At 73.9% G+C, this 24,144-nt stretch carries 24 protein-coding genes; 15 read left to right on the top strand and 9 right to left on the bottom strand.

Translation table 11 applies throughout. The features are described from left to right. Positions 1-19: 19 nt before the first annotated feature. Genes sigK through ASG49_RS02115 form a run of 7 tightly spaced genes read left to right on the top strand, consistent with a single transcriptional unit; the run spans position 20 to position 7,567 of the window. Positions 20-598 carry an ECF RNA polymerase sigma factor SigK gene (gene sigK, locus ASG49_RS02145; RefSeq protein WP_056536488.1) on the top strand — a complete coding sequence of 193 codons (579 nt, stop codon included), beginning with the start codon at positions 20-22 and terminating at the stop codon, positions 596-598. Continuing rightward, positions 595-1,365: an anti-sigma factor domain-containing protein gene (locus tag ASG49_RS02140; protein WP_056536485.1), complete on the top strand. Its 771-nt coding sequence runs from the start codon at positions 595-597 to the stop codon at positions 1,363-1,365. Before sigK ends, ASG49_RS02140 begins: the two co-directional genes overlap by 4 nt. Further along, positions 1,362-3,425 (top strand): FAD-dependent oxidoreductase, encoded by a 2,064-nt coding sequence (locus ASG49_RS02135; RefSeq protein ID WP_056536482.1) that lies wholly within the window; start codon positions 1,362-1,364, stop codon positions 3,423-3,425. Before ASG49_RS02140 ends, ASG49_RS02135 begins: the two co-directional genes overlap by 4 nt. Continuing rightward, positions 3,422-4,711 (top strand): cyclopropane-fatty-acyl-phospholipid synthase family protein, encoded by a 1,290-nt coding sequence (locus ASG49_RS02130; protein WP_056536474.1) that lies wholly within the window; start codon positions 3,422-3,424, stop codon positions 4,709-4,711. The genes ASG49_RS02135 and ASG49_RS02130 overlap by 4 nt, the downstream gene beginning before the upstream one ends. After that, a complete protein-coding gene (locus ASG49_RS02125) occupies positions 4,708-6,036 on the top strand; it encodes a cyclopropane-fatty-acyl-phospholipid synthase family protein (protein WP_200936179.1) in 1,329 nt (442 codons plus the stop codon). The genes ASG49_RS02130 and ASG49_RS02125 overlap by 4 nt, the downstream gene beginning before the upstream one ends. Position 6,037: 1 nt before the next feature. Next, complete coding sequence (locus ASG49_RS02120) at positions 6,038-6,811, top strand: DUF1295 domain-containing protein (RefSeq protein WP_235561861.1); 774 nt, start codon at positions 6,038-6,040, stop codon at positions 6,809-6,811. 9 nt (positions 6,812-6,820) lie between these two features. Next, entirely contained in the window at positions 6,821-7,567 is a 747-nt protein-coding gene (locus ASG49_RS02115) for a hypothetical protein (RefSeq protein WP_056536471.1), read from the top strand. Here the strand turns inward: ASG49_RS02115 and tsaB are convergent. Genes tsaB through ASG49_RS02090 form a run of 5 tightly spaced genes read right to left on the bottom strand, consistent with a single transcriptional unit; the run spans position 7,560 to position 12,735 of the window. Then, on the bottom strand, positions 7,560-8,189 hold the full coding sequence (gene tsaB, locus ASG49_RS02110; protein ID WP_056536468.1) for a tRNA (adenosine(37)-N6)-threonylcarbamoyltransferase complex dimerization subunit type 1 TsaB: 630 nt from the start codon (positions 8,187-8,189) through the stop codon (positions 7,560-7,562). The genes ASG49_RS02115 and tsaB overlap by 8 nt on opposite strands. Positions 8,190-8,199: 10 nt before the next feature. After that, positions 8,200-9,102 carry a tRNA (adenosine(37)-N6)-threonylcarbamoyltransferase complex ATPase subunit type 1 TsaE gene (gene tsaE / locus ASG49_RS18115; protein WP_235561860.1) on the bottom strand — a complete coding sequence of 301 codons (903 nt, stop codon included), beginning with the start codon at positions 9,100-9,102 and terminating at the stop codon, positions 8,200-8,202. Beyond that, positions 9,099-10,148 (bottom strand): alpha/beta fold hydrolase, encoded by a 1,050-nt coding sequence (locus ASG49_RS02100; RefSeq protein WP_235561859.1) that lies wholly within the window; start codon positions 10,146-10,148, stop codon positions 9,099-9,101. Before ASG49_RS02100 ends, tsaE begins: the two co-directional genes overlap by 4 nt. After that, positions 10,145-11,323, bottom strand: coding sequence for an alanine racemase (gene alr, locus ASG49_RS02095; RefSeq protein WP_056536466.1), 1,179 nt, complete (start codon positions 11,321-11,323; stop codon positions 10,145-10,147). The genes ASG49_RS02100 and alr overlap by 4 nt, the downstream gene beginning before the upstream one ends. Before the next feature lie 29 nt (positions 11,324-11,352). Further along, positions 11,353-12,735 carry an NAD(P)H-hydrate dehydratase gene (locus ASG49_RS02090; protein ID WP_056536463.1) on the bottom strand — a complete coding sequence of 461 codons (1,383 nt, stop codon included), beginning with the start codon at positions 12,733-12,735 and terminating at the stop codon, positions 11,353-11,355. 160 nt (positions 12,736-12,895) lie between these two features. Here ASG49_RS02090 and ASG49_RS02085 point away from each other — a divergent pair, with 160 nt between their 5' ends. Next, positions 12,896-13,276 carry a GIY-YIG nuclease family protein gene (locus tag ASG49_RS02085; protein ID WP_082533712.1) on the top strand — a complete coding sequence of 127 codons (381 nt, stop codon included), beginning with the start codon at positions 12,896-12,898 and terminating at the stop codon, positions 13,274-13,276. A 262-nt stretch (positions 13,277-13,538) separates the two neighbouring features. Here ASG49_RS02085 and ASG49_RS02080 read toward each other — a convergent pair whose 3' ends face one another. Together ASG49_RS02080 and glmS are read right to left on the bottom strand one after the other, a co-directional pair. Beyond that, entirely contained in the window at positions 13,539-13,880 is a 342-nt protein-coding gene (locus ASG49_RS02080) for a holo-ACP synthase (protein WP_056536460.1), read from the bottom strand. A 19-nt stretch (positions 13,881-13,899) separates the two neighbouring features. Then, positions 13,900-15,744, bottom strand: coding sequence for a glutamine--fructose-6-phosphate transaminase (isomerizing) (gene glmS / locus ASG49_RS02075; RefSeq protein WP_056539570.1), 1,845 nt, complete (start codon positions 15,742-15,744; stop codon positions 13,900-13,902). A 62-nt stretch (positions 15,745-15,806) separates the two neighbouring features. Here glmS and coaA point away from each other — a divergent pair, with 62 nt between their 5' ends. Both coaA and ASG49_RS02065 read left to right on the top strand, forming a co-directional pair. Beyond that, positions 15,807-16,775 carry a type I pantothenate kinase gene (gene coaA, locus ASG49_RS02070; protein WP_056536457.1) on the top strand — a complete coding sequence of 323 codons (969 nt, stop codon included), beginning with the start codon at positions 15,807-15,809 and terminating at the stop codon, positions 16,773-16,775. Beyond that, positions 16,772-17,431: a methyltransferase domain-containing protein gene (locus ASG49_RS02065; protein ID WP_056536454.1), complete on the top strand. Its 660-nt coding sequence runs from the start codon at positions 16,772-16,774 to the stop codon at positions 17,429-17,431. The genes coaA and ASG49_RS02065 overlap by 4 nt, the downstream gene beginning before the upstream one ends. Here the strand turns inward: ASG49_RS02065 and ASG49_RS02060 are convergent. Both ASG49_RS02060 and ASG49_RS02055 read right to left on the bottom strand, forming a co-directional pair. After that, a complete protein-coding gene (locus tag ASG49_RS02060; protein ID WP_235561858.1) occupies positions 17,404-18,096 on the bottom strand; it encodes a response regulator in 693 nt (230 codons plus the stop codon). The genes ASG49_RS02065 and ASG49_RS02060 overlap by 28 nt on opposite strands. Beyond that, on the bottom strand, positions 18,093-19,736 hold the full coding sequence (locus ASG49_RS02055; protein ID WP_056536450.1) for an ATP-binding protein: 1,644 nt from the start codon (positions 19,734-19,736) through the stop codon (positions 18,093-18,095). Before ASG49_RS02055 ends, ASG49_RS02060 begins: the two co-directional genes overlap by 4 nt. A 93-nt stretch (positions 19,737-19,829) precedes the next feature. Here ASG49_RS02055 and ASG49_RS02050 point away from each other — a divergent pair, with 93 nt between their 5' ends. The 5 genes from ASG49_RS02050 (at position 19,830) to ASG49_RS02030 (ending at position 24,133) form a co-directional block, all read left to right on the top strand. Beyond that, positions 19,830-20,870, top strand: a complete 1,041-nt coding sequence (locus ASG49_RS02050) for a tripartite tricarboxylate transporter substrate binding protein (protein WP_056536447.1) — start codon at positions 19,830-19,832, stop codon at positions 20,868-20,870. 82 nt (positions 20,871-20,952) lie between these two features. Further along, positions 20,953-21,492, top strand: a complete 540-nt coding sequence (locus ASG49_RS02045) for a tripartite tricarboxylate transporter TctB family protein (RefSeq protein WP_056536444.1) — start codon at positions 20,953-20,955, stop codon at positions 21,490-21,492. Position 21,493: 1 nt separating this feature from the next. After that, the gene (locus ASG49_RS02040; protein WP_056536442.1) at positions 21,494-23,005 is read left to right on the top strand and encodes a tripartite tricarboxylate transporter permease; all 1,512 of its coding nucleotides are present in this window, start codon (positions 21,494-21,496) and stop codon (positions 23,003-23,005) included. Beyond that, positions 23,002-23,394, top strand: coding sequence for a universal stress protein (locus ASG49_RS02035; protein ID WP_056536438.1), 393 nt, complete (start codon positions 23,002-23,004; stop codon positions 23,392-23,394). The genes ASG49_RS02040 and ASG49_RS02035 overlap by 4 nt, the downstream gene beginning before the upstream one ends. Positions 23,395-23,500: 106 nt before the next feature. Beyond that, on the top strand, positions 23,501-24,133 hold the full coding sequence (locus tag ASG49_RS02030) for a hemerythrin domain-containing protein (protein ID WP_082533710.1): 633 nt from the start codon (positions 23,501-23,503) through the stop codon (positions 24,131-24,133). Positions 24,134-24,144: the final 11 nt, after the last annotated feature.

The following is a 24,144-nucleotide window of genomic DNA, read 5'->3' as shown; positions in this document are numbered from 1 at the left end:
GGCGGGGGTCGCCGCTGTCGTGAGCAGGTCGACCGCGGCCGACCAGACGGGCCCTCCCGACCTGGCCGAGCTGCTGCGGCGCTGCGGCCGCGGCGACGAGCAGGCCTTCGCGACGCTGTACGACGCGATGGCCGCGCGGGTCTTCGGACTCGCCAAGCGCGTCGTGCGCGACCCGGCCCAGGCCGAGGAGGTCACGCAGGAGGCGTTCCTCGACATCTGGCGCAGCTCGGGACGGTTCGACGAGTCCCAGGGCCACGCCGTGTCGTGGATGCTCACCGTCGTGCACCGCAAGGCCGTCGACCGGGTCCGCTCGGCCGAGGCCAGCACCCGCCGCGACACGACCTACCACCACGAGAACCACGCCACCGAGCACGACTCGACCGCCGAGGCGGCCACCGCGTCGCTCGAGGCGCACCGGGTCCGCCAGGCACTGGCGGGCCTCACCCAGGCGCAGCGCGAGGCGCTGGACCTGGCCTACTTCAAGGGCTACACCCACAGCGAGGTCGCCACGATGCTCGACCTCCCGTTGGGCACCGCCAAGACCCGAATCCGAGACGGCCTGATCCGCCTCCGCGACCACCTGGGGGTGGGACAGTGACCACGTCGATCCACGCGCTGTCGGGCGCGTACGCCGTCGACGCCCTCGACGACGACGAGCGCGCCGGCTTCGAGGCGCACCTGCCCGGCTGCCGCGACTGCCAGGTCGAGGTCGCCGAGCTGCGCCGCGCCGCGGCCGAGCTGGCCCACGACGTCGCCGAGGAGCCCCCCGCCGCGCTGCGCGCCTCGGTGCTCGGTGCGATCGCGACCGTGCGTCCGCTGCCCCCCGAGGCAGCGCCCGAGCCCGCCCTCGAGCCGACCGCCGCCACCACCCCCGCGAGCAACGTGGTCCCGATCGGCCGCAGCCGGCGTCGTCGCCTGGCCAACCTGGCCGTCGCCGCCGCGATCCTCGGCGTCGTCGGCGTCGGTGCGGTGACCCAGCCCTGGAACCCCGACCCCACCAGCCCGTCGCGCAACCTCTCGGCCGCCGACCGCGTGCTCTCGGCTCCCGACGCCGAGGCCGTCACCCAGCGCTTCCCCGACGGCTCCAGCGCCACCGTCACCCGCTCGGTGAGCGAGGGCCGCGCGGTGCTCTCGACCAAGCGGATGGCCGCCCCGCCCGAGGGCAAGGCCTTCGAGATGTGGCTGCGCATCGACGGCCGGATGGCTCCCGCCGGGCTGATGACCGACGGGGGCGACCAGACCTTCGTGCTCACCGGCGACGGCGGCGCCGCCACCGCGGTCGGCATCACCGTCGAGCCCGAGAGCGGGTCCGCCGCCCCCACGAGCGCCCCGATCGCCTACCTGGAGTTCGAGGGCACTGCATGAGCCGTCCTACCCCCGACCGTGTCGCCGTCGTCGGCAGCGGGGTCGCCGGGCTGATGGCCGCCCACGTGCTGACGCGCGGCGGCACCCGGGTCACCCTCTACGAGGCCGACAGCCGCCTCGGCGGCCACGCCGACACCCACGACGTCGAGACCGGTGACCCCCGCGTCGGCCGCATCGGCGTCGACACCGGCTTCATCGTCCACAACCACCGCACCTACCCCCACCTGCTGCGCCTGTTCGACGAGCTCGGCGTCGCGACGCAGGAGTCGGAGATGTCGATGTCGGTGCGCTCCGACGAGCGCGTCGACCGCCAGGGCGGCCTGGAGTACGCCGGTGCGCTGGGCGCCTCGGGCCTGTTCCCGACCTGGCGCCACGCGCTGCGACCGGCCTACCTGCGGATGCTCGTGGAAGTCCCCCGCTTCCACCGGATGGCCCGCCGGCTGCTCGACGACACCGACGGGGCGACCTCGGTCGCCGACGACGGCGAGACCCTCGGTGCCTTCCTGGACCGGGGACGGTTCACGCCGCTGTTCCGCACCCACTTCATGGAGTCGCTGGTCGCCTGCGTCTGGTCCTGCGACCCGGCCGTGGCGCTGGAGTACCCCGCCCGCTACCTGTTCTCCTTCCTGCGCCACCACGGCATGCTCGGCATCTTCGGCTCGCCCACCTGGCGCACCGTCACGGGGGGGTCGCGGGAGTACGTCACCCGCGTCGCCGCCGGGCTGGCCGAGGTCCGCACCGGCACCAAGGTGACGGCCGTGTCGGAGACGGCGACCGGCGTCGAGGTCACCGACGGCAACGGCGCCGTCGAGGCGTACGACGCGGTCGTGCTCGCCACCCACCCGCACCAGGCCCTGGCCATGCTGGCCGACCCGACGCCGGTGCAGCGTGAGGTGCTGGGCGCGATGCCGTACTCCCCCAACACCGCGCAGCTGCACACCGACACCAGCGTGCTGCCGCGGCTGCCGCGCGCCCGGGCGTCGTGGAACTACCTGCGCCGCCCCTCGGCGGAGGACCGCACGGTCACCGTCACCTACGACATGACCCGGCTGATGCGGCTGCCCTTGCCCGCCGACGGCACCCGCTACCTCGTCACCCTGGGCGGCACCGACCTGGTCGACCAGGACCTGGTGCTGGACACGATGCAGTACGAGCACCCGATCTACACCCCCGCCTCGGTCGCCGCCCAGCGCCGGCTGCCCGAGTGCGACAGCGACCGGGTCGTGCTGGCCGGGGCCTACCACGGCTGGGGCTTCCACGAGGACGGCGCCCGCAGCGGGGTCGAGGCAGCACGCAGGCTCGGCGTGGAATGGGGTACCGAGTCGGGTTCGACCCCGCCAGCTGCGCCGCCGCGCGAGCCCACGGCGTACGCCACGACGATCCGGCACACCCGCCGCCGGCCGTTCCGCCGCAGCTTCGAGCACCGCTCGACCACCTGGCTGGTCGACCTCGACCACGTGCCCGCGCCCGCCGGTCCCGGCGGCGTGCTGGGCAGCTTCGAGGCCCGCGACCACCTCGGCGACCCCGACGGCACCCTCAAGGGCAACGTCGAGCACTTCCTGCGGCTGCAGGGCGTCGAGCCCGACGGCGGTCGGGTCGTGATGGCCGCCAACGCCCGCGCCCTGGGTCACTGCTTCAACCCGATCAGCGTCTTCTGGTGCCACCGCCGCGACGGCGCGCTGGCGGCGGTCGTGGTCGAGGTGCACAACACCTACGGCGAGCGTCACGCCTACCTCGTGCACCCCGACGCGCAGGGCCGGGCCCGCACCGAGAAGCAGATGTACGTCTCGCCCTTCCACGGCACCGACGGCTGGTACGACGTGGCCGTGCCCGTCCCCACCGACCGGCTCCACGTCGCCGTCACCCTGCACACCGACGACGGCGCCACCTTCAGCGCCTCGCTGGACGGCGAGCAGACCTCGCCCAGCACGCTGCGGGCCGCCCCCGCCGCGCTGCGACACACCGTGCTCATCCACGTCCACGGCCTCTGGCTGTGGACCCGACGCCTGGGCGTGCGACCGCGCCCGGAGCACCCACGACAGGAAGGGGTCACCCGATGACCACCACCCCCTCCCGCACCCGCTCGGCCTGGCCCGACCTCGACGTCGTCCCCTCGGGACGTCGCGCCGACGTCGCGGCGCCGATCGCGCGCAAGATCTTCCACGCCGCCGTCAGGCGCCTGCCCGTCACCGTCCGCGACGGCGGCGACGTGATCGGACTCGGCGGACCCACCATGACCGTGCGCCGCCCGGCCGAGTTCTACCGGCGGGTCGGGAGCGACGGGCTGATCGGCTTCGGCGAGGCCTACCTCACCGGCGCGTGGGACGCGGAGGACCTCGGGGGCTTCCTGACCGTGCTCGCGGCCGAGATGCCGCGCCTGGTCCCGGGCTGGATGCAGCGGCTGCGCAAGGTCTACGTGCAGCGGCCCCCGTCGATGCACCGCAACACCACCAGCAACACCCGCGACAACATCGCGCACCACTACGACCTGTCCAACGACCTGTTCCGCCTCTTCCTCGACCAGACGCTGAGCTACTCCTCGGCGCTGTTCGACACCTCGGTCACCCGCGTCGTGGCCGACGGCCGCCGCCACCTCGTCGCCGCGCCGCCCGAGGCCGCCGACGAGCCGCTGGAGCAGGCGCAGGCGCGCAAGATCGAGCGGCTGCTCGACCAGACCGGCGTCGGCGAGGGCACCCGGGTGCTCGAGATCGGCACCGGCTGGGGCGAGCTGGCCATCCGAGCCGCCCGCCGCGGCGCCACGGTGCACTCGGTGACCCTGTCGAGCGAGCAGCTCGAGCTGGCCGAGGCCCGCGTGGCCGAGGCGGGGTTCTCCGACCGGGTCGACATCGCGCTGTGCGACTACCGCAAGGTCGAGGGGCAGTACGACGCGATCGTGTCCGTGGAGATGATCGAGGCCGTCGGCCACGAGTACTGGTCGACGTACTTCCGGACCATCGACCGGCTGCTCGCCCCCGGCGGCAAGGTCGGGGTCCAGGCGATCACGATGCCCCACGACCGGATGCTCGCCACCCGCCAGACCTACACCTGGATCAACAAGTACATCTTCCCCGGCGGCTTCCTGCCCTCGGTGCAGGCGATCGACGAGGTCGTCACGACCGACACCTCGCTCCGGATCAGCGACCGGCTCTCCTTCGGCCGCCACTACGCCGCCACCCTGCAGCGGTGGGACGAGACCTTCGCCGCCGCCCACGACGACGTCGCGCAGCTCGGGTTCGACGACACCTTCGAGCGGATGTGGCACTTCTACCTCGAGTACTCCCGGGCGGGCTTCGCCTCGGGCTACCTCGACGTCCAGCAGCTCACCTTCGAGAGGACCACGTCGTGACCGCGACCCAGGAGCGACCGACCGACGCCCGACCGACCGACGCCGGGGTGGCCCAGCGGCTGGCCGAGGCGCTGCGTCCCTTCGTCCGCGGCGACCTGCCGGTGCGGCTGCGCGCCTGGGACGGCTCGGAGACCGGCCCCGCCGAGGCGCCGCTCGTCGAGCTGCGCTCCCCCGACGCCATCCGCCGGCTGCTGTGGCACCCGGGCGAGCTCGGGGCCGCGCAGGCCTACGTCACCGGCGAGCTCGAGGTCCACCACGACCTCGACGAGGCGCTGACCCACGTCTGGGCCGTCGCCGCCGAGCGCGGGCTGTCGGGCGTGCGCCCCTCGCCCGCTGCCTTCGCCCGGGCGCTGCGCACCGCCGTGGACGTCGGCGCCGTGGGTCGCCCGCCGCGGACCCCCGACTCCCAGGCCCAGGTCAAGGGCCGGCTGCACAGCAAGCTGCGCGACCGCCGCGCGATCAGCCACCACTACGACCTGTCCAACGAGTTCTACTCGCTGATCCTCGAGCCGCAGATGGCCTACTCCTGCGGCTACCACACCAGCGACGACCCGGCGTACACCGTGGAGGACGCGCAGCGCGACAAGCTCGACCTCGTCTGCACCAAGCTCGGCCTCGAGCCCGGGATGCGCTTCCTCGACGTCGGCTGCGGCTGGGGCTCGCTGTCGCTGCACGCCGCCGAGCACTTCGGCGCCCAGGTGGTCGGCGTGACCATCGCCGCGGAGCAGAAGAAGTTCATCGACGCCCGGATCGCCGAGCGCGGGCTGGAGGACCGGGTCGAGATCCGGCTCCAGGACTACCGCGAGGTCCCCGAGGCCCACGGCCGTGGCGCCGGCCCCTTCGACGCCGTCGGCTCGCTGGAGATGGGCGAGCACGTCGGCGAGCGCAACTACGGCACCTACGCGCAGGTGCTCCACGACGCCGTGCGCCCCGGCGGCCGGGTGCTGGTCCAGCAGATGTCGCGGGCGGGCGGGCGTCAGGGCCACCCCGGCGGCGGTCCCTTCATCGAGTCCTTCATCGCCCCCGACATGACGATGCGACCGGTCGGCGAGACCGTCGCGTTCCTCGAGCGCGGGGGGCTCGAGGTGCGCGACGTCCACGCGATGCGCGAGCACTACGTCAAGACGGTGGCGGGCTGGCTGGAGAACTTCGAGCGCAACCTCGACCGGCTCACCGAGCTGACCAGCGAGGAGGTCGTCCGGGTGTGGCGGCTCTACCTCGTCGGCGGCGCGATGGCCTTCCGCGACGGCCGCATGGGCGTCGACCAGATCCTCATGGTGCGGCCCGGAGCCGCGCACACGCTGCCCGCGGTGCGACACTCCTGACGTGCTGACCGTCCTCCTCGCCTCGGCCCTCGCGGTCGCGGCCCTGATGACCGTGACCGCCCTCGTCGCCCGCCGGCGCCGACAGGTCGTGGTGGTCGACGCCGCCTGGGGCACCGGGTTCGTGCTCGTCGCCGTCGTCTGCGCCGCGCTCGGCGACGCCCCGGTGCGCTGGCTGCTGCTGGCGATGGTCGGCGTGTGGGGCCTGCGCCTGGCCCGGCACACCCTGACCCGCCTGCTGCAGAGCGGCGAGGAGGACCCGCGCTACGCCGAGCTGCTCGACGGCAAGCCGTTCTCCTACGCCGTCACCCGGGTGTTCCTGACCCAGGGGGTCGCCATGTGGTTCGTCTCGCTGCCCGTGCAGGTGGCCGCGGTGACCGAGACCCGGTGGTGGTGGGTGGTCGCCGTCGGCGTGGTGGTGTGGGCCGTCGGGCTGGTCTTCGAGACCGTCGGCGACGCCCAGCTGGCGGCGTACAAGAAGCAGCCGAAGGAGTCGCGGCCGAAGGTCATGGACCAGGGCCTGTGGCGCTACACCCGGCACCCGAACTACTTCGGCGACGCCTGCGTGTGGTGGGGCATCTGGCTCGTCGGCCTCGGCGGCGGCCTGGTCGGGCTGGCCACGGTCCTCTCCCCGGCCGTGATGACCTACTTCCTCGTCTTCGCCACCGGCGCCAAGCTGCTGGAGAAGACGATGATGCAGCGCGAGGGCTACCCGGAGTACGCCGAGCGCACCTCGATGTTCGTCCCCCTCCCGCCCCGGAAGCAGCCCGTCTCCTAGGCTCCCGGGGTGGACTCGGACATCGGATTCGCCCTCGACCCCGGCTCGCTGGTGCTCGTCGCGCTCACCAGCCTGGTCGCCGTGGGCGTCGTGGTGCTCGTCGTGCGGGCGCTGGCCCCGCGCCGTGGCTGGAGCGCCGACGCGGCCGCCGCGCTGACCTGGTCGTCGTCGATGGCCGTGGTCGCGGTGCTGTCGCTGGCGTGGATCGCCCCGTGGTCGCGCCCCGAGCCCCGGGTCGTGGCGGTGACCAGCGACTCCGAGCTCGGGAGCGGCAGCTACGCCCCCCTCGAGGCCGGTGACGGCAGCTCCCTGCCCATCGTCTGGTCCGACCAGGAGCTCCTCTCCCCCGGCATCCTGACCCTGGTCTGGCTGCCGTGCGTGATGGCGCTGCTGTGGTCGGTGCTGCACGTGCTCCGCTCCGGCACCGGGCACCACTCCCCCTTGCTGGGCGTGCCGGTGACGGTCGCGATCCCCGCCCTGTGGCTGGTCTCCTCCCCCCTGCAGATCACCGTGTTCACCGTCGGCGTGCTCGGCGCGCTGAGCTGGGCGGGCCTGCTGATCTGGGCTCTGGGCCAGGCCGCGGTCGCCGTGGGGCGCTCGTGGGTCGGCGACGTCGGGGTGTGGACGGGCATCGCACTGGTCGCCGCCGACGCGTGGCCGGGCTACGTCGGCCTGGTCTCGCCCGTCGTGGTGGCGGCCCTGGTGCTGTTCCAGCAGCGTCGCGGCGCCCGGCCCGAGGAGCTCCGGGTCAGCTGACCCGCTTGGGCACGCCGGGCGTGGCGGCGTCGGGCCGTCGCAGGTAGAGCGGGTCGGGACCCAGCAGCTCGAACCGCTGCTGCTGCACCACCTCGGCCAGCACTTCCGCGTCGGGCTGCTCGGGGCCGCGGGCGTCGGGGAAGGCCTCGGGGTAGAGCACGGCACCCCGGCCCACGACCGGGCCGGTGACGCCGGCGTCCAGCGGCTTGACGACCAGCGGTCCCGACGTGCGGCGGCCCCCGGCGTACGTCGCGAGGTAGACCTCCTTGCGGCGGGCGTCGGTGGCGACCGCGAAGTCGTCGAGGCCGGCGTCCGTCGCCGCGGCGGCCAGCACGTCGAGGGTGCAGACGCCGTGGACGGGGATCCCGCGCGTCAGCCCGAGGGTGCGGGCGGTGACCAGGCCGACCCGCAGGCCGGTGAACGGTCCGGGGCCGACCCCGACGGCGACGGCGGTGAGGTCGCGGACGGTCGCGCCGACGTCGGCGAGCACCCGGGCGATGCCCGGCGCCAGCATCTCGCCGTGGCGCATCGCCTCGTCCGCGGCGTACGACGCGACGACGGAGCTGCCGTCGTGGAGGGCGACGGTGACCCGGGAGGTGGCGGTGTCGAAGGCGAGCAGCACGGGCGTGAGCCTAGAAGACCAGCTCGCGCCACCGCGGGCCGACGGGCGTCAGGGTGAGCGAGCGGACGTCGTCGTCGCCGCGCTCAAGGCTGATCTCGAGCCGGCTGTGGGCCAACGTCTCGGCGAGCCCCTCCCCCCACTCCACGACGGTGACCGCCTCCTCGATGTCGGTGTCGAGGTCGAGGTCGTCGAGCTCGGCGGTGTCGCCGAGCCGGTAGGCGTCGACGTGGATCAGCGGCAGTCCGTCGCCGAGCGAGGGGTGCACCCGGGCGATCACGAAGGTCGGCGAGGTGACGTCGCCGCGCACGCCCAGGCCCTGCCCCAGGCCCTGGGTCAGGGTCGTCTTGCCGGCCCCCAGGTCGCCGGTGAGGATGACCATGTCGCCCTCGCGCATCAGCGTCGCCAGCCAGCCGCCGAAGGCGCGGGTGTCCTCGGCGGTCGGCAGCACGCGGCGCACGGGAAGCAGCTTGAGCATGGTGAGGCGGTTGCCGTTGCGCCCGGCCTCGACGAAGCCGAAGTGGCGCCACATCGCGACCGTCCTCGGCAGCTCGACCCGGGCCTCGAGCTCGATGCCGCCGAAGTGCCGCTCGGTGGCGATCCGCATCGCCTCGGCCGTCAGCCGGGCGGCCACGCCGAGACCGCGGACGCTGCCGAGGACGCCGACGCGGCGCAGCCCCAGCATCCGGCCGCGCAGCTCGAACAGCAGCGAGCCCACCGGCCGACCGTCGTGCTCGACCAGCAGGCCGCCGTGCTCGTCGAGCGCCGCGCGCACCGACTCCTCGGTCTCGTCGAGCGCGGTGGCGGGCGGGTCGAGCGGGGGCCGGTCACCGAAGGCCTCGTGGATCACGGCCAGCACGTCGGCGGCGCGGCTGCCGTCGACCATGCTGATGACGGGCTCGTCGGCCGGGGTCACCGGACCGCCTCCTCGACCAGCTCCACGAGGGTGGCGTTGACGCGCTCGCGGTCCTCGAAGATGACCATGTGGCCCGACCCCTCGGACTCCACCAGCCGCGCGTTGCTGATCAGGGCGGCCATCTTGCGGCTGTGCCCGATCGAGGTGAGCCGGTCCTTGGTGCCGCAGACGATCGCCGTGGGCACGGTGCGGAACAGCTCGAGGCTGGCGAACTTGTCGAGAGTGGAGAAGTTGGGGAAGAAGGCGGCCAGCACCTCGAACGGCGTACCGGCCAGCATCTCGTCGAGGAACTCCACCTCGGCCGCCGGCACGTCGTGACCGAAGGCGAACATCTCCGAGACCAGGAAGCCGATGTTGGAGCCGCCGCGCCGGGCCGAGTCGACCAGCTCGGGAGCCATCGCCAGCGCCGCCACCACCCGGGGGGCCACCAGCTGGCCGAGGCCGTCGGGGATGAAGCGGCTGATGGTGCGGTGGGGCTTCAGACCGCCCGCGGTGGTGGCGATCAGCGCGACGCCGCGGACGCGCTCGCGGAACACCTCGGGGTGACGCTCCGCGAAGGCGACGATCGACATCCCGCCCATGGAGTGGCCGACCAGCACCACGTCGCCGTCGGGCACCAGCTCCTCGAGCACGCGGGCGAGGTCGTCGCCGAGCTGGTCGATGTTGACGTTCTCCTTCGCCGACCGCTGGGAGCGGCCGTGGGAGCGCTGGTCGTAGAACGCCATCCGGTAGCGGCCGCGCAGCGCGTCGCGCTGGAAGTGCCAGCAGTCGAGGTTGAGCGCGAAGCCGTGGACGAACAGCAGCGTCGTGCCCGGAGCGGTGTCGGCGCCGTCGTCGGGCTCGTCGAGCTCGCCGTGCAGCACCACCCCGTCGTCGGCCTCGACCGGGCGGGCCGGGGAGTGCAGCGACCCCAGCCGGTCGGCCTCGGCGGCCCCCTCGCGCCGGGCCGCCACGACCCGCTTCTCGACCACGAACCCGCTCGCCAGGGCGGTGACGGCCGCGACCGCCATCCCGCCCGTCGCGTAGGCCAGCCTGCGCTTGCTCACCGCTCGTACTCCCCCACCCAGGAGCGGACCTGACGGCCGCCCATCCGCGTCACGACCTCGTAGCCGATGGTGTCGCACCACGCCGCCCAGTCGGCCGCCGTCGGCTCGCCGGCCGACCCCGGACCGAGCAGCAGCACCTCGTCGCCCGCCTCCGCACCGATCGCCTCGACCACCAGCTGGTCCATGCAGATCCGGCCGAGCACGGGGCGGCGCGCACCGGCCACCAGCAGCTCGGCGCGCGAGGACCCGTGGCGCGGCACGCCGTCGCCGTAGCCCATCGGCACCAGCCCGACGCGGGTCGGCGCGGGCGCGGTCCAGGTGTGGCCGTAGGACACCCCGGCGCCCTCGGCCAGCTCCTTGACCATCACCAGCCGGCCGCGCACGGTCATCGCCGGCACCAGTCCCAGCTCGTCGCTGGTGGCGACGTCGGGCGCCGGGCTGACGCCGTACGACGCGATCCCGAGCCGCACCAGGTCGTGCCGGGCACCGGGGTGCCACAGCGCGCCCGCGCTGTTGGCCAGGTGGCGCACCTCGGGCTCCAGCCCGGCGTCGGCCACGAGCGCGAGGCCGTCCTCGAAGGCCGCGAGCTGCGCGGCGTTGGCCGGGTGGTCGGGCTCGTCGGCGCAGGCCAGGTGCGACCAGACGCCCGTCACGCGCACGTCGCCGTCGTCCTGGGCGTGCCGGGCGGCGGTGACCAGCGCGAGCCAGTCGTCGCGCGCGGCACCCCCGCGGGACAGGCCGGTGTCGAGCTTGAGCTGCAGCCGCGCCGGGCGGCCGGCTACCCGGGCGCCGCGGACCACCTCGTCGAGCTGCGCGACGGAGTACGCCGTGACGTCGACGTCGGCGCTGACCAGCGGGGCGAAGTCGTGGCCGGGGGCAGCGAGCCAGCACAGCAGCCGGCCGGTGTCGCCGGCCTCGCGCAGTGCCAGCACCTCCGCCGGGGTGGCCGCGCCGAGCCACTCCGCGCCGGCCTGCCGGGCGGCGCGGGCGACCGGCACCATGCCGTGGCCGTAGCCGTCGGCCTTGACCACGACCATCACCTGGCCGCGCTCGTCGGCCGGACGGTCCCCCCAGACCAGCTCGCGCAGCCGGCGCACGTTGTGCCGGACGGCCTCCAGGTCGACCACGACCTCGGCGTCCGGGCGCGGGCGCAGCGTGGGGTCGGAGGCGTCCATGGCCCGGACATCCTCCCACCTGCGCCGGCTCAGGCGAGCAGCCGCCGCACCGTGGCCGGGATGGCGTCGGCCACGGCCGAGGCCTGCAGCGGTCCCCCGTCGGCGGCCAGCGCCGCGGCGGCGCCGTGCAGCCACGAGCCGACCGACGCGGCGTCGTACGGCTCGAGGCCGGCGGCGAGCAGCGACCCCACCAGCCCGGCGAGCACGTCGCCCGCGCCCGCCACCGCCAGCCACGGCACCCCGCTGGTGGTGACGCGGACCCGGCCGTCGGGGTGGGCGACGAGGGTGTGGCGTCCCTTGAGCAGCACCACCTCGTCGTACGCCGCCGCGGCCCGCCGGGCCCATCCCAGCTGGTCGGCCTCGACCTCGGCGCGGTCGGCGTCGAGCATCCGCGCCAGCTCACCGGCGTGGGGGGTCAGCACCAGCCCCCGACGTCGACCGGGGTGCTGCTCGAGGTGGACCAGGGCGTCGGCGTCGACCACGACGGGCACCCCGTCGGCGAGCGCCGCGGCCAGCGCCTGCTCGGCGTCGGCGTCGCCGCCCGAGCCCACCACCCAGGCCTGCACCCGCCCGTCCGAGACCACGACCTCGGGGTGGCGGGCGCGCACCGCGTCGGCCGCCGAGCCGGCGTAGCGCACCATCCCGGCCAGCCCCGAGACCGCCGCCGAGGTGGCCAGCACCGCCGCGCCCGGGTAGGCCGCCGACCCGGCGTGCACCCCGACGACACCGCGGGTGTACTTGTGGTCGAAGGGCCCCGGCCGCGGCAGCAGTGCCGCGACGTCCTCGGCCTGCAGCGCCTCGACGCCCGGCGCGGGCAGCTCGAGCCCCAGGTCGACGAGGTGCACCACCCCGCACGCCAGCGCGGCGGGGTCGACGAGGTGGGCGGTCTTGTGGGTGCCGAAGGTGACCGTCAGGTCGGCCCGCACGTGGGGCCCGTCGAGGCGTCCGGTGTCGGCGTCGACGCCCGAGGGCAGGTCGACGGCCACCACCGGCACCCCGGCCAGCCCGGCGAGCACCTGCTCGGCCTCGGGCCGCAGCCCCGGCCGGCCGCCGATCCCGACGATGCCGTCCACCACCACGTCGGGCCGGTGCGCGTCCGCCCGGTCGACGACCCGCCCCCCGGCGCCGCGGAAGGCGGCCAGCCCGTCGGTGTGGGCGTGCTCGGAGAGCAGCACCGCCTCGACGACCGCCCCGCGACGCACGAGCCGTGCTCCGGCGTACAGCGCGTCGCCGCCGTTGTCCCCGCCCCCGACCAGCAGCAGCACCCGCGCGCCGTACATCGCCCCGAGCAGCTCGGCCACCGCGGTCGCCAACCCCGCCGCCGCCCGCTGCATCAACGCCCCCTCGGGCAGCCGCGCCATCAGGTCCTGCTCGGCACTGCGAACCTGCTCCACGGAATGCGCCCACCTCATGCCCCCCAACCTAGGCAGTCGTGGGTCCGGCCGGTCGAGGAGGTCGCGCAGCGACCGTCACGAGACCCGGTGACCCCACAGCCCACCCCGACCACCCGCTCGTCCACAGCCCAGCGACGACCCCTGGCACCTGAGAGGGTCGTCGCGCAGGATCCGGCGCATGGCCTGGACCTACCTGCTCGAGTGCCGCGACGGCTCGTTCTACGTCGGCAGCACCACCGACCTGATGGCGCGCCTCCACCAGCACCAGACCGGGATGGGTGCCGTGCGCACGCGGAGCCGGCGACCGGTCACCCTGGTCTGGTACGCCGAGCTCGAGACCATCCCCGAGGCGTTCGCCCTGGAGAAGCGGATCCGGAAGTGGGGCCGGGCCAAGCGGCTCGCGCTCGTCCGCGGTGAGCTGGACATGCTGCCGGAGCTGGCGTCCCGTTCCGCTCGAGGCACCCGCACCCGGAGCGAGTACGAGGCGCGGGGCGGGCCACCGGTCGACCTACTGACAGACCACGGTCGTGACGGACACCCCGGGACGACCGAGACCTGACATCGAGGACCGGGGAGGCCGGCGCCACCTGTCTCCGCAGGTCTCGTGACGGTCGCTGCGCGACCTCCTCGACCAGCCGATGTCCATCCCGGGTGGTCGGGTCCGGTCCCCGGGTGGTCGAGGTCAGTCCCGGGTGGTCGAGGAAGGCGCCCTGGCGCCTGTCACGAGACCCCTGGGCGCACCCACCGGGTCTCGTGACGGTCGCTGCGCGACCTCCTCGACCAGCCGGACGTCGGCGCGACCTCCTCGACCGGCCGGCGTGCTACGACTCCAGGACGACGAAGGCGAGGGCGACTCCCGCGTCGTGGGACAGGGAGAGGTGGGGGCGCGCCCCGCCCACGGCGGCGGCGACGGTGCCGCGCAGCGCGAAGGAGGGTGCGCCGGACCCGTCGGTGACGACCTCGGCGTCGTGCCAGTCCAGGCCGGCGGGGGCGCCCAGGGCCTTGCTCAGCGCCTCCTTGGCGGCGAAGCGGGCCGCCAAGGAGGCGAGCGGGAGGGCCGCCTCGGCCGGGGTGAACAGCCGCTCGCGGACCGACGGCGTGCGGGTCAGGGTGGCCTCGAAGCGCGCCAGGTCGACCACGTCGGTGCCGATCCCGACGATCACGGCTCCACCGACCCCCGGGTCACTCGACGGTGACGGACTTGGCCAGGTTGCGGGGCTGGTCGACGTCGTGGCCCATGGCCGTGGCCAGCTCGCAGGCGAAGAGCTGGAGCGGGACGGTGGCCACGACCGGCTGCAGCAGCGTGGGTACGACGGGCAGGCGGATCAGCTCGTCGGCGTACCGCGTGACCTCCTCGTCGCCCTCCTCGACCAGCACCAGGGTGCGGGCGCCGCGGGCGCGGATCTCCTGGATGGCGCTGACCATCTTGTCGTGCAGCTGGTCCCGCCCCCGGGGAGGCATCACGCAGAAGACGGGCAGGCCCTCCTCGATCAGCGCGATCGGGCCGTGCTTGAGCTCGCCGGCGGCGAAGCCCTCGGCGTGGATGTAGGCCAGCTCCTTGAGCTTCAGCGCGCCCTCGAGCGCGACCGGGAAGCCGGCGTGGCGGCCCAGGAACAGCACCGACCGGGTGCCGGCGTAGGTGCGGGCGAGCTCGTAGACCTGGTCGGCGGAGTCGAGCAGCCGCTGCACGTGCGCGGGCATCTTGGCCAGCTCGTCGACCACCGCGGCGATCTCGTCGCCGAACTTGGTGCCGCGCACCTGGGCGAGGTAGAGGCCGAGCAGGTAGCAGGCGATCAGCTGGGTCAGGAAGCCCTTGGTCGAGGCGACGCCGATCTCGGGCCCGGCGTGGGTGTAGATCACCGCGTCGGACTCGCGCGGGATGGTCGAGCCGTTGGTGTTGCAGACCGCGAGCACCCGCGCCCTCTGCTGCCGGGCGTAGCGGATCGCCATCAGGGTGTCGGCGGTCTCGCCGGACTGGCTGATCGCCACCACCAGGGTGTTGCGGGTCAGGATGGGGTCGCGGTAGCGGAACTCGTGGGCGAGCTCGACCTCGCAGGGGATGCGGGTCCAGTGCTCGATGGCGTACTTCGCCACCAGGCCGGCGTAGTTGGCGGTGCCGCAGCCGATGATCACGATCTTGTCGATCTCGCGCAGCTCGTCCTCGGAGATCCGGACCTCGTCGAGCTGGAGCAGCCCGTCGCCGTCGTGGCGGCCCAGCAGCGCGTCGGCCAGCGCGCGGGGCTGCTCGAAGATCTCCTTGCGCATGAACCAGTCGAAGCCGTCCTTCTCGGCGGCCGAGAGGTCCCAGTCGACGTGGTAGCGGGTGCCCTCGGCGGCGTGCCCCTCGAAGTCGGTCACCGCCACGCCCTCGGCGGTGATGGTGACGACCTGGTCCTGGCCCAGCTCGAGTGCCTCGCGGGTGTGCTCGATGAAGGCCGCGACGTCGGAGCCGAGGAAGTTCTCGCCCTCCCCGAGCCCGACCACCAGCGGGGAGTTGCGCCGCGCGGCCACCACCCGGCTCGGGTCCTGGGCGTCGATCGCGACCAGGGTGAACGCGCCCTCGAGGCGGCGGCAGGTCGCCTGCATCGCCTGCGTCAGGTCGTCGGACTCGGCGAGGGCGACCTCGAGCAGGTGGGCGGCGACCTCGGTGTCGGTCTCCGAGAGCAGCTCGTGGCCGGCGAGCTCGAGCTCCTCGCGCAGGGTGGCGAAGTTCTCGATGATGCCGTTGTGCACCACCGCGGTCCGGCGCTTCTCGCCGAGGTGCGGGTGGGCGTTGACGTCGGTGGGGGCGCCGTGGGTGGCCCAGCGGGTGTGGCCGATGCCCGTGGTGGCGGCCGGCAGCGGCGACTCCTCCAGCGCGGTCACGAGGTTGGCGAGCTTGCCGGCCCGCTTGTCCGAGGCGATGGCCCCGCCGTCGATGACCGCGATGCCGGCGGAGTCGTAGCCGCGGTACTCCAGGCGGCGCAGGCCCGCGATCACCACGTCGTGCGCCTGCTGGGGTCCGACGTACCCGACGATTCCACACATGGGCGACAGCATAGGTGGGTGCGAGCGTCCCCACCGGACGCCCACGTCCTAGGGTGCGTGGCATGTCGAACGGGTCGCACGGCCTGCACGCGGGCGAGAGCTCCCCGTACGTCGAGCTGGACCGCACCGCCTGGGCGGCGCTGGGGCGGGCCACCGAGCAGCCGCTGTCGGCCGACGAGATCGACCGCGTCAAGGGCCTCGGCGACCAGCTCGACCTCGACGAGGTGCAGCAGGTCTACCTGCCGCTGTCACGCCTGCTGAGCCTGTACGTCGAGTCGGCCGGCCAGCTCCACCGCAGCCAGGAGGAGTTCCTGCACCAGCGCCAGCCCCCGCGCACGCCGTTCGTGATCGGGCTGGCCGGCTCGGTGGCGGTCGGCAAGTCGACCACCGCCCGCGTGCTGCAGCACATGCTGGCGCACTGGCCCGAGCACCCGCGGGTCTCGCTGGTGACCACCGACGGGTTCCTGCTGCCCAACGCCGAGCTGAGCCGCCGCGGCATCCTGCACCGCAAGGGCTTCCCGGAGTCCTACGACCGCAAGGCGCTGCTGAAGTTCGTGGTCGACATCAAGTCGGGCCGCGACGAGGTCGAGGCGCCGATCTACTCCCACCTCGTCTACGACGTCGTGCCCGACGAGAAGGTCGTGGTCAGCAGCCCCGACATCGTCATCGTCGAGGGCCTCAACGTGCTCCAGGCCGCCGGGGTGCGCCAGGACGGCCGCGTGGGCCTGGCCGTCAGCGACTTCTTCGACTTCTCGGTCTACGTCGACGCGGCGACCAGCGACATCCGCCGGTGGTACACCGACCGCTTCCTGCGGCTGCGCGAGACCGCGTTCCGCGACCCGCAGTCCTACTTCGCCAAGTACGCCGCCCTGACCCACGACGAGGCCGTGGCCGAGGCCAGCCGCATCTGGGACGAGATCAACGGGCCCAACCTGAAGCAGAACGTCCAGCCCACCCGCTCGCGCGCAACGCTGGTGCTGCGCAAGGACCACGACCACTCGGTGCGGTGGGTCAGGCTGCGCAAGCTGTGAGCGACGCCTCCGCCGGACCGCCGCCCCGGACCCGATGGGAGCTGGCCGGCGACTCCCACGAGTCCGGCTACGTCCGCACCTTCCTCGAGCAGCAGGGGTCCGGCACGGGCGACGACGGCGAGGCGCGGCTGGCCGACGTGCTGGCCCCGCGTGGCGCCCGGGTGCTCGACGCCGGGTCCGGGGTCGGACGGGTGGCCGACGCGCTGCGCCGGCGCGGCCACGACGTCACCGCAGTCGAGAAGGACCCTGCCCTGGTGGCGATCTCGCGCGAGCGCTTCCCCGAGGTCACCGTGGTCGAGGCCGACCTGCTCGACCTGACGCCCGACCTGCTCGGCTCGCACGACCGGCCCGCGGCGTACGACGTGGTCGTGGTGGTCGGCAACGTGATGGTCTTCCTCGCCGACGACACCCAGGTCGCGGTGCTCCGGGTGCTGGCCGGGCTGCTGGCCGCCGACGGCTGCCTGCTGGTCGGCTTCCACCCGGTGGCCGGCCCGACCGGCAGCCGCGACTACCCCGCGGCCGAGCTGCGCGAGCACGCGGCCGCGGCCGGGCTCCAGGTCGACCTGCTGGCCGGGAGCTACGACCTCCGGCCCCCGGGCGAGGACTACGTGGTGGCGGTGCTGCGCGCTCAGCGGGCCGGGCCCGACGCGCGGTAGCGCCGCTCCGGACGCCCCGCGCCGCCGTACTGCAGCCGCACCACCGCGTCGCCGGTGGCCACGAAGTGCTCGAGGTAGCGCCGCGCGCTGACCCGCGAGAGCCCCAGCCGCTCGCCGGCCTCGGCCGCGGAGAGCTCCTCGCCGGCCTGCAGCGCGGCCCGCACCAGCTGGCCGGTCTCGGCGCTGAGGCCCTTGGGCAGGGGCGGCGGACCGGCGGCCGCCGGGGTCACGGTGCCGAAGAGCCGGTCGATGGTGTCCTGGTCGGCCTGCCCGCCGCGCAGCTCGCCCAGGGCCTCGGCCACCCGGCGGAGGCGACCGGCGAGGTCGTCGTACTCGAAGGGCTTGACGAGGTACTGCGTCGCACCGCCGTGCAGCGCCTGGCGCACCGTCTCGGCCCCGCGCTCCGCGGTCACCATCAGCACGCCGGCCTCGGAACCGGCGGCGCGCAGCCGGGCCAGCACCTCCAGGCCGCTCAGGTCGGGCAGGTGGACGTCGAGCAGGACGAGGTCGGGGCGGAGCCGCTCGGCCAGCTCGAGGGCGTCGGCGCCGGTGCGGGCGCTGCCGACCACCTCGAAGCCCTCGGTGCGCTGCACGAACCGCTCGTGGACGCTCGCCACCATGAAGTCGTCGTCGACGACGAGCACGCGCAGGGACGTCGGGCTCACGAGACCCTCCTGGTGGCGGAGTAGGGCAGCCGGACCGAGAACACGGCCCCGTCGCGCTGGTGGACCTCGATGCTCCCACCCCGCTGCGCGCAGATGAGCTGGACCAGCGGCAGCCCGATGCCGCGTCCGCCCAGCACGTCGGGCTTGGTGCTGTAGCCGCGCACGAAGATCGCCCCGCGCAGCTCCTCGGGCACGCCGGGACCGTTGTCGCCGACCTCGACGTGGAGGAAGGACGTGCCGGACTGGAGCGCCACCGTCACCTCGGCGCCGGGGCGGCCGCTGCAGGCGTCGATCGCGTTGTCGACCAGGTTGCCGAGCACGGTGGTGAGGTCGGCGGAGTCCAGCTCCACCAGCGGCGGCAGCGCGGAGTCCTCGGTCAGCTCCAGGCGTACGCCGCGCTCGGCGGCCACGCTCGCCTTGGCCAGGACCAGGGCGGCCACCGCGAGGTCGTCGATCCGGCTGGTCACGAAGTCCTCGCTCTCGGCCCGTCGCCGGGTCAGCGTGCCGACGAGCGAGCGCACCTCGTCGTACTCCCCGAGCTGGACCAGGCCCGAGATGGTGTGGAGCTGGTTGCTGAACTCGTGGGTCTGCGCGCGCAGCGTGTCGGAGATGGAGAGGTTGGAGGACAGCTGGCTCTGCAGCGAGACCAGCTCGGTGCGGTCGCGCATCGTGGTGACGGTGCCGATCCGGCTGCCGCCGCTGGACGCCGTACGACGGTTGAACACCAGCACCCGCTCGGCGACCACCGCGACCGCGTCCTCGTCGGCCGGGGCGGAGCCGTCGAGCAGCGCCACCACCTGGTCGGCCAGCCCCAGCCCGGCCACCGGCTCCCCGACGGGATCGGCCCGCAGGCCCAGCAGGTCGAGCGCGGCGTCGTTGACCATCGTCACCCGGCCGTCGGTGCCGACGGCGAGCACGCCCTCGCGGATGCTGTGCAGCAGCGCCTCGCGGTGGTCGGCCAGCCGCGCGATCTCCGAGGCGCCGAGACCGCGGGTGCGGCGCTTGACCACCCGCGACACGACGTAGGTGCCGAGCACGCCGAGCAGCGCGCCGAGACCCAGGAACAGCGCCAGGTTGGCCGCGCTCGAGGTCAGCCGCTCCCACACCGAGGGGTAGTCCTGCTCGACCAGCACCAGCCCGACCAGGTCGCCCTCCTGGCCGTCGTCGTCGGAGAGCACCGGGGCGCGGGCCGCCACCACGGTGGCACCGTCCACCTCCCGCAGCCCCGACCACTGGGCCCCGGCCCGACCCTCGATCGCGAGCCGCTCGCCGACGCGCAGCGGGTCCGAGCTGACCAGCACCTCGCCGTCGGGGGTGGCGATGTCGATCTCGTCGGCGGCCGAGGTGGTCAGCGCCGCCTCGAGGGTGGGGGCGAGCTCGTTGACGGTGTCGCGGGCCGAGGTGCCGGTGGCGCCGTCGGAGGCCTCCTCGAGCTTGGTGCGCACCTGGAAGGTGTCAGCGACGTACTCCGCGATGCCGCGCATCTGCGCCCCCGACTGCTCCCGGAAGGTCGCGCCCGACTGCCGCAGCGAGATCACCGCGACGAGGGCGAGCACCCCGACGACGACCGCGAGCTGCAGGACGAGCACCTGCGCCGCGAGGCTGGGGTCGCGACGCCGGCCGGACGTGACGGTGACCACAACGACCGCAACCTCCTTTGCTTCCGCAAGCGTGACGGGCGCCACATGCGCGGGACATGCTCCCACGGAACTCACCGAGGAGGTGCTCGCAGGATGACCGTCAACCTGTTCCCCCACCGTTCGCCGTCCACCCGTCGTGGACTGCGCGCCGTCCTGGCCACCGTCAGCGTCGTCTCGCTGGCCGCCCTCACCGCCTGCGGCGGCGTCACCGCGTCGTCCGACAGCGGCGACGCGAGCGGCGACCTCGCCGACAAGCGGATGCGCATGATGATCCCCAACGCCGCCGGCGGCGGCTACGACCTCACCGGCCGCGCCGCGGTCAAGGTGATGGAGGACGAGAAGATCACCGGCCGCTTCGAGGTCAGCAACGTCGAGGGCGCCAGCGGCACCGTCGCGATGCAGCGCCTGCTCAACGAGAAGGGCTCCGACGACCTGCTCATGACCATGGGCCTGGGCGTCGTCGGCGCGGTCTACACCAACAAGTCCGACGCCACCGTCGACAAGGCCGTCCCGATCGCCCGCCTCATCGAGGAGCAGGAGGCGATCCTGGTGCCCAAGGACTCCCCCTTCAAGACCGTCGACGACTTCGTCGAGGCCTGGAAGGCCGACCCCGACAAGGTCGTCGTCGGCGGCGGCTCGGCCCCCGGCGGCCCGGACTTCCTGTTCCCGATGCAGCTGGCCGACGCCGTGGGCGTCACCCCCAAGGACGTCGCCTACGTCGAGTACGACGGCGGCGGCCCGCTCACCACGGCCCTGCTCGGCTCCAAGATCGACGTCGGCATGTCCGGCCTCGGCGAGTTCGAGGGCCAGATCGCCGACGGCTCGCTGCGCGTGCTCGCCGTCTCCGGCGAGGAGCGCCTGGAGACCACCGACGCCCCGACCCTGACCGAGGAGGGCATCGACCTGGTGTTCACCAACTGGCGCGGCGTCCTGGCCCCTCCCGGCATCGACGACGCCACCCGCGAGGCCTACGTGAAGGCCTTCGAGGAGATGCACGACACGCAGGCCTGGAAGGACACGCTGGAGAAGAACGGCTGGGCCGACAACTTCGCCACCGGCGAGGAGTTCGAGACCTACCTCGACGAGCAGAACGAGCGCGTCCGCACCACGCTGACCGACCTCGGCCTGGCCTGAGCAGTCCGCACCACCCCCCGGTGACGCCGGGCGGCCCCCCGCTGGGGGCCGCCCGGTCACCCGGCCGATCGAGGAGACACCGATGTCCCAGCAGCACGCCGCCCCCGCGGCACCCCCGGCGCCCGAGCCGACGCGCCACCGCGTCGTCGACACCGCGCAGTACGCCATGGCGGCGTTCCTCGCCGTGGCCGGCGCCTACGTCGTCTACAACGGCACCCAGCTCCGCGGCGGCATGTCCGCGGACTTCCTGCCCCCCTCCACCTTCGCCTACGTCGTCGGCGGCGTGCTGCTCGTGCTCGCGGTCCTGCTGGCCGTCGCGACGGCCCGCGGCGACGTCGCCGAGGCCGAGGAGGGCGAGGACGTCGACCTCAGCAGCGGCACCGACGTGCGCACGCTGGGCCTGCTCGTCGCCGTGCTCTGCGTCAACGTCTTCCTGATCGAGATCCTCGGGTGGGCCATCACCGGCGCCATCCTGTTCACCGGCGCCGCCTGGGTGCTGGGCAGCCGCCACTGGGTCCGCGACATCGCGCTCGGCGTCGCGCTCTCGGTCGGCACCTTCTACGCCTTCTACGTCGGCCTGGGCGTCCCGCTGCCCGCCGGCATCCTGAACGGAGTCCTGTGACATGGACCTGCTCCTCGACGGCTTCGCCACCGCGCTGACGCCCAGCAACCTGCTCTTCGCCGTCGTCGGCGTGCTGCTCGGCACCGCCGTCGGCGTGCTGCCCGGCATCGGCCCGGCCATGACCGTGGCGCTGCTGCTGCCCGTGACCTACAGCGTCCCGGCCGACAGCGCGCTGATCATGTTCGCCGGCATCTACTACGGCGGCATGTACGGCGGCTCGACCACCTCGATCCTGCTCAACACCCCCGGCGAGTCCTCCTCGGTGATCACCGCGCTCGAGGGCAACAAGATGGCCAAGAACGGCCGGGCCGCGCAGGCCCTGGCCACGGCCGCGATCGGCTCCTTCGTCGCCGGCACCATCGGCACGGTCCTGCTGATCGTGCTGGCCCCCACGGTGGGCCCGCTGGTCGTCCAGCTCGGCGCCCCGTCGTACTTCGCGATCATGCTGCTCGCGCTGTTCGCGGTCACCGTCGTCCTCGGCGCCTCCAAGCTGCGCGGCTTCATCGCGCTGTTCCTCGGCCTGGCCATCGGCCTGGTCGGCATGACCAGCGGCCAGCCCCGGATGACGTTCGGCTTCGCCGAGCTCTCCGACGGCATCGAGATCGTCGTCGTCGCCGTCGCGATCTTCGCCCTCGGCGAGGCGCTGTGGGTGGCCGCCCACCTGCGCCGCAAGCCGCTGGAGATCATCCCGGTCGGCCAGCCCTGGATGAGCAAGGCCGACTGGGGCCGCTCCTGGAAGCCGTGGCTGCGCGGCACCGCGTTCGGCTTCCCGTTCGGCGCGCTGCCCGCCGGCGGCGCCGAGGTGCCGACCTTCCTCTCCTACGTCACCGAGCGTCGCCTCTCCAAGCACCCCGAGGAGTTCGGCAAGGGCGCGATCGAGGGCGTCGCCGGGCCCGAGGCGGCCAACAACGCCTCGGCCGCCGGCACCCTGCTGCCGATGCTCGCGCTGGGCCTGCCGACCACCGCCACCGCGGCGGTCATCCTGGTTGCCTTCGAGAGCTACGGCCTGCAGCCGGGCCCGCAGTTCATGGCGCAGAACGAGGCCCTGGTCTGGGCGCTGCTGGCGAGCCTGTTCGTCGCCAACACGCTGCTGCTGGTGCTCAACCTGCCGCTGGCGCCGGTCTGGGCCAAGCTGCTCCAGATCCCCCGGCCCTACCTCTACGCCGGCATCCTGTTCTTCGCCACCCTGGGTGCCTACGCCGCTGGCACCTCGTCGTTCGACCTCGGCCTGCTGCTCGTGCTGGGCGTGCTCGGCTTCGCGATGCGCCGCTTCGGCGTCCCGGTGCTGCCGCTGATCATCGGCGTCATCCTCGGGCCCCGCCTCGAGGAGCAGCTGTCGGAGGCCCTGGAGATCTCCCGCGGCGACTACGGGACGCTCGTCGGCGAGCCGGTCGCGATCGCGGCGTACGTCGTCATGGCGGCGCTGCTCGTCGGCCTCGTCGTCGCCCGGGTCCGCTCCTCCCGCTCCACCACCCCCACGTCGGTCACCGAGAAGGACGAGGTCAACGCATGAGCATCGTCGTCGCCTACACCCCCGACGCCTACGGGCAGGCCGCCCTGGACCACGGGGCCGCCGAGGCCGTGCGCCGCGACACCGCGCTCGTGGTCGTCAACGCCACCAAGGGCGACGCCCTGGTCGACCCGCGCTACGCCCACGACGACCAGATCGCGGCGATCACCTCCGACCTCGAGGCACGCGGCCTCGACGTCACGGTGCGCCACGAGGTGGTGCCCGACGTCGCCCAGGCGGTCCTCGAGGTGGCCCAGGAGACCGACGCCGCGCTGGTCGTCGTCGGCGTCCGCCACCGCTCCCCGGTCGGCAAGGCCCTCATGGGCAGCGTCGGCCAGCGGATCCTGCTCGACGCGCGGTGCCCGGTCCTGGCGGTCAAGCCCGACGCGTAGGCGCGGACGGGCACGTCTAGTGACGGCCGTACTGGTCTCGACCGGTGCGGCCGTCGTCGTGCTCGACCCTCCCCCTGCGGCGCGAGCGCGCCTAGCCTGCGAAGGCATGGCACAGCTGAGCATGAACAAGGTCATCCACGCCGCCGTACGACGCGACCTGGGCCGCTTCGAGGAGGCGCTGGCCTCGCTCGGGCCGGGTGACACCGCCCGGGCGGTCGGGCTGGCCCGGGCGTGGGAGAACTTCCGCTTCCAGCTCGACCACCACCACCACGCCGAGCACGACGTGGTGTGGCCCGCCCTCACGGCGTACGGCGTGGACCCGGCACTGCTCGCCGAGATGGACTCCGAGCACGGGCTGATGGCCGCCGCCCTGACCGAGGCCGACGCGGCGGTGAAGGGCCTCGTCGGTGACACCGGTCCCGTCGCCCGCGACCGGGCGCTGGAGTCGGTGCGTCACCTGCGTGCGGTCACCGAGCCCCACCTCGAGCACGAGGAGCGCGAGCTCGAGCCGGTGCTCCAGGGCGACTTCGCGCACAGCCCCGAGGCCGAGGAGATGGAGGCCGGCCTGCGCGCCGGCGGTCTCGGACGGGCCGCGGTGATGATGTCGTGGGTGGCCGACGGCGCCGGGCCGGCCGAGACCGAGACGCTGCACCGGATCGTGCCCGCGCCGCTGCGGCTGCTGCTGCTCGGCGTGCTGGGCCGGGGCTACCGCCGCGACGTGGCCAGCGTCTGGCGCTGATCGCCGTCACC

The sequence above is a fragment of the Marmoricola sp. Leaf446 genome, assembly GCF_001424755.1.
Taxonomy (GTDB): Bacteria; Actinomycetota; Actinomycetes; order Propionibacteriales; family Nocardioidaceae; genus Marmoricola.
Note: the sequence above shows the minus strand (reverse complement) of the source record. Positions and strands in the feature narration are given on the sequence as shown.